Genomic DNA, 5374 nt, shown 5'->3' with positions numbered 1-5374 from the left:
CATCAGGGTTTCCCCCATTGTGCAATATTCCCCACTGCTGCCTCCCGTAGGAGTCTGGGCCGTGTCTCAGTCCCAATGTGGCCGATCACCCTCTCAGGTCGGCTACGCATCGTCGCCTTGGTGAGCCGTTACCTCACCAACTAGCTAATGCGCCGCGGGTCCATCCTATAGCGGATTACTCCTTTAATCCATGTATCATGCGATACTAGGATATTATGAGGTATTAATCTCCCTTTCGGAAGGCTATCCCTCGCTATAGGGCAGGTTACCCACGTGTTACTCACCCGTCCGCCGCTAATCCATTTTCCGGAGAAAATTTCATCGCTCGACTTGCATGTGTTAGGCACGCCGCCAGCGTTCGTCCTGAGCCAGGATCAAACTCTCAATAAAAAGTTTAATCTTTCAGCTCTTAAAACTTACTTATAAAAGAATTGCTGGTTTAAGTTTGCTTATATATTATTCTGTTCAATTTTCAAAGACCATTTTTTCTTATCGCTTTTGGCGACTCTTTTAGTTTATCAAACAAAATTTTGTTTGTCAATATATTTTTAAAATATATTTTTTAAAACTTTAATGTCTCACTTTCAAAAGCTTGTTTGCTTCAAGCGACTTACTTATGATATCATCTATTTTTGAATACAATATTTATCTTTACTTCATTTATTAAAATTATATCTCCTTATAGTCAAAATTCTTCTGTTTTCAACATTTTTAGTCTATTGACACACACGGATACGTTTTTTAAATAAACTCAAATAAATTATAATTTATATAATAATCAACATTATAATTTGGATAAAATTTTATTATTATATAAAAAAATAATATTTCTTCCTTTAAATTTTTTTCTTACAATACCTATTTTAAATTATAAAATCTAACTTTTATATCAAATAAACACTTTTCAGTGTCTACAAGTATTAAAATTATATTATTCAATTTATATAAAACGTTTTTTAATATAAAATAGACGTATTACAATTTAAGTAATACGTCTAACTTATAAAAAATAATATTTTAATATCTATATTTTAATAATTCTATGCTGCTGTTACAGGTCCTTGATCATTATTGAATCTGTGTGCAAGGAATCCATAAATTGTCCATCCTGCCATAGCAACTATACCTCCGTATAGCATAGCTTGTGAACCTGCAGTATATAATGCATATAAAGTATATATACCTGCTAATACAGCTATAATATTATTAATTTTAATTTTCTTCTTGTTAGTTGCCTTTTCAATAACTTGCATATTTTGTAATGATGCCATTGATAACAAGTATGGAACCATATTTGTTACTACGGCCAAGTTAACTATAACTTGGAATTGAGCATTTAAGTTTGGACTTATTGTCATAAGTGCTAATAAAGTTTGAATAATTCCTAATATAATCATTCCAATAATAGGAACATTTCTGCTTGTAACTTTTGTAAACACTTTTGGGAAGTATCCTTCAAATGCTGAACTCTTGAATACTTCTGCAACAGTGAATTGCCATGCCATTAATGATCCGAAACAAGCAATAACCATTAATCCCATGATAACTTTACCTACTGTTGGGTTAAACATTGTTGCGAATACTAATCCGAATGGAGCATTAGAAGTAGCTAATGCATGTGTTGGACAAATACCAGCCATTACTTCTGTTGAAATAATATAGAATATAGCTGCTATTATTGTACCACCTAAACATGCTATTGGAACATTTTTTTGTGGATTTTCAACAGAGTCCATATTAGCTGATGCTGATTCTAATCCTAAGAATGCCCATAAAGTTAATGCTATTGATGATTTAATTCCTGTTGCTAATGAAAGGTGATGTGGATTCCAAGCTCCTATCCATCTGCTTGGACTAAACCAGAACCATCCTATAACTGAAACTATTACTAAAGGAATAATTATTCCCCAAACAACAACTGATCCAATTTTTCCAGTAAAATTAGCACTACCAAAGTTAAGTACTGTACTTATCCATAAAACTACTATAATTGCTATTGTGTTCATTACTGGTGATAAATGAATACCTAAAAATTGAGTTCCATATGCAACAACTGATACGGCTATAGCAACGTTAGCTATTAATAATGATATACCGTATGAATAGTTTGCCATAAAGTTACCATTTTTACCAAATGTGTATTGAGCATATCCACCCATACCACCTTTGTTTCTACTAAGCATACCACATTGAGCAAATGTATATGCTAAAGCTAACGCTCCTAGTGCTGTAAGAATCCATGATAAAATTGAAACTGTACCAACTTGAGCTAAGTTAGATGGAAGCATGATAATACCTGATCCCATCATATTAACTGCAACTATAATAGTAAGTTGGAGAGCATTCATTTTTGTTTTACTTTTTCCCATTTTAACACCTACTTTTAGTTATTTAGTTATATTGTAGTTATCTCATTAAATATAATGAGATAACTACTTTAATATTTTATTTTAAAACTAATGTTTTAAATTTTCTTTCTCCATTAATTTCTACAGCTTCTATTCCATGTATATCTCCATAATATCCTGGGAATACTCTTTCAAAAGCTTCTCTTGCTAATAGATATTTAACTATTGGTGTAGCATCTTTATCTATTTTTTCTCCACCCATTAACATTGGAATTCCTGGTGGGTATGGAACTATCATTATGGCTGCTGTTCTACCAATCATTTCATCTATAGTAACTTTTTCAACTTCTTCTCTAAATACTTTTCTTGCTGCTTCTGCTGGTTTCATTTCTGGTTTTGGAATAATTTGATATGATGCTGCCATTAATTCTAATATTTTATGCTCTTTAATATAATTGTGCATTTCTTGACAATGATCTTTTAAACCAATTCCATCATATACGCCTGGATTTTCTTTAACTAAATCTGGGAATACTTCACTTAATGGTGCGTTGTTATCATATAATTTCTTGAATTGGCTTAATCCAGAAATTAATGCACCTTGTTTACTCTTAGTAGTTCCTATAGAATTTAATACTAAGAATGAATAGTAATCAGTTTTTTCAGCAACAACCCCAAAGTTTATTAAATAATTTGATACTATTGCTGCTGGAATACCTTCTTCTTCTAAACTTCCATCTGTATTTATACCTGGCATTTTTATTGTTACTTTTAATGGATCTAGCATGATATAATCATCTTCTATATCATCAAATCCATGCCAGTTATCTTTTGAATTTAATATCCAAGTTTTTTGATCTTTGGCTAAGAATTCAGTTGGTGCTTCAGTAAGCTTAACCTTTTTACCTTCAAACATAGTAGTTTCTGGTTGCCATGCAGAGAAGAACCATCCATTTTCTTTCTTTTCAGTTTCATAAAGTCTATTGATATTCTTTCTTAAATCAATAGCATCTTTTATTGTTGCTTCAAGTAAATCTTCTCCATTGAAGTCCATCATATTAGTTGCAACATCAAGTGATGCAATCATATTGTATTGTGGAGAAGTTGAACCATACATCATATAAGCTTCATTAAATATTTCTGGATCTACTTTTACATCACTACCATTTTTAACATGTAACATAGATGCTTGTGAGAAAGCAGCTAATAATTTGTGTGTTGAATGTGAAGCAAATATTGGTGGATGTTTTTCATCATCTAAATCATTAGTCATTGCAAAAAAGTTATTATATAAAGGATGGAATTTTGCATAAGCATACCAAGCTTCATCAAAATGTAGATTCTTTATACTTTTATCTAAGTTTTCTTTAATTTTGCTTACATTATAGCAAAGACCATCATATGTTGAGTTAGTAAGGGTTAACATTTTTATGCTTTCATCTTTTTTACTTTCTGGAACTAAAGGATTTTCTTTTAAAGCACCCTTTATATATCCATTTGTAAACTCTTCTAGTTTAACTGGTCCTATAATTCCTAATCCATTTCTTCTAGGAATTATGTATGTTGGAATTGCTTCTGTAATTACCATTGAATAGTTTAGAGATTTATGGCAGTTTCTGTCAACGAATGCTAATTCATCTTTTGTTACTCTACCTCTCCAAATTATTTGGTTTACTGAACTTGTACCATTTAAAACATAATATGTTTGGTCTGATCCAAATACTTTTGAAGCAAATTTTTCTGATTCTCCTATAGGTCCTTCATGATCAAGTAATGATCCTAATTCTGGAACTGAAACAGAAAGGTCAGTTCTAAATACATTTTCTCCTAAGAAATCATAAAAATATTTACCTGGAGGATTCTTTAAAAATGCACATCCTCCCATATGTCCTGGTGTATGCCATGCATATTTATATTCTTTAGCATATTTAATTAAATTATTTAAAAAAGGTGATTCAACAATACTCATATAATTTTTTGAGTGTTCTTCTATTCTACCAGCTAAGAAATCTACTGTATCTTCATATAAGAAGCAGAAATCATTTAATTTTTTAATTTCTACTAAATCTAATTTATTTAGATCATCTTTATTAGCTGTAAATGCGATAACAGGAAGTTTCTTGTTATGCTTTCTAATAAATGTAAGAGTTTTGTCTAATTCATCCTTATGTTCTGAAGAATATTCCATAAGTAGACAAGTTATATCTTGTTTATATAGAAAATCTTCTATGAAGTCATCTTTTGAATTAACAAAATTTACTTCTAAGTTATAAATGTTTTCTAGATGAGTTGCTATTTCATTTAATTTTTTTAACTTCTCACCTTCATCACATTTTCCAAAGTAAACTAATATTTTCCCATGTTTGGAATTATTCATTTTTTACCACCTACCTTCTTGAATTATAATATCACCTAATTATTAATTAAATTTATTATTATAGTTAATAAAATAAATTTTCTGAAATCTTTCACTATTTTTAAGTTTATAGCATTTTTGATAATTTTTGTTTGAAGTTAAAAGCATCTTCAATTAATAAAATTTATTTTTTAATATATAAATTTTATTAATTTAATATATAAAAATTAAAAATAGATTAATAAATAATTAATTTATATACCATATAGAGCCATATTTACACAATTTATTAACAAAATAAGCTATTAAATTGCATATTTCATATTTATAAATAAAAAAAAGTCAGTAGATAAATCTACTGACTCTTCCTGAGTTCTCACTTGGCAACTTCCTACTCTCCCACACAGTCTCCCATGCAGTACCATCGGCGTTATAGAGCTTAACTTTCCTGTTCGGAATGGGAAGGAGTGTACCCTCTATGCCATCATCACCAAATTATCAGATATTCTCTGAAAATTGCACATCAAATTCTGTTGATATTTTTATTGGTCAAGCCCTCGATCTATTAGTATTAGTCAGCTGAACATGTTACCATGCTTACACCCCTAACCTATCAACCTTGTGTTCTTCAAGGGATCTTACTAGCTTACGCTATGGGAAATCTAATCTT

2 protein-coding genes and 3 rRNA genes are annotated in these 5374 nt (G+C 30.2%); all 5 read right to left on the bottom strand.

Annotated features, from left to right (window positions below; translation table 11 throughout):
• Nucleotides 1-390, bottom strand: a 16S ribosomal RNA gene (locus CLTHE_RS14200); the annotation flags it as partial.
• 650 nt (nt 391-1040) lie between these two features.
• A complete protein-coding gene (potE, locus tag CLTHE_RS14195) occupies nt 1041-2369 on the bottom strand; it encodes a putrescine-ornithine antiporter (RefSeq protein WP_002599250.1) in 1329 nt (442 codons plus the stop codon).
• A 76-nt stretch (nt 2370-2445) separates the two neighbouring features.
• A complete protein-coding gene (locus CLTHE_RS14190; protein WP_080024037.1) occupies nt 2446-4725 on the bottom strand; it encodes an Orn/Lys/Arg family decarboxylase in 2280 nt (759 codons plus the stop codon).
• Nucleotides 4726-5082: 357 nt separating this feature from the next.
• Nucleotides 5083-5199, bottom strand: a 5S ribosomal RNA gene (gene rrf / locus CLTHE_RS14185).
• Between the two features lie 50 nt (nt 5200-5249).
• Nucleotides 5250-5374: ribosomal RNA gene (locus CLTHE_RS14180) — 23S ribosomal RNA — on the bottom strand; the annotation flags it as partial.

Source organism: Clostridium thermobutyricum DSM 4928 (assembly GCF_002050515.1).
GTDB lineage: Bacteria > Bacillota > Clostridia > Clostridiales > Clostridiaceae > Clostridium > Clostridium thermobutyricum.
Note: the sequence above shows the minus strand (reverse complement) of the source record. Positions and strands in the feature narration are given on the sequence as shown.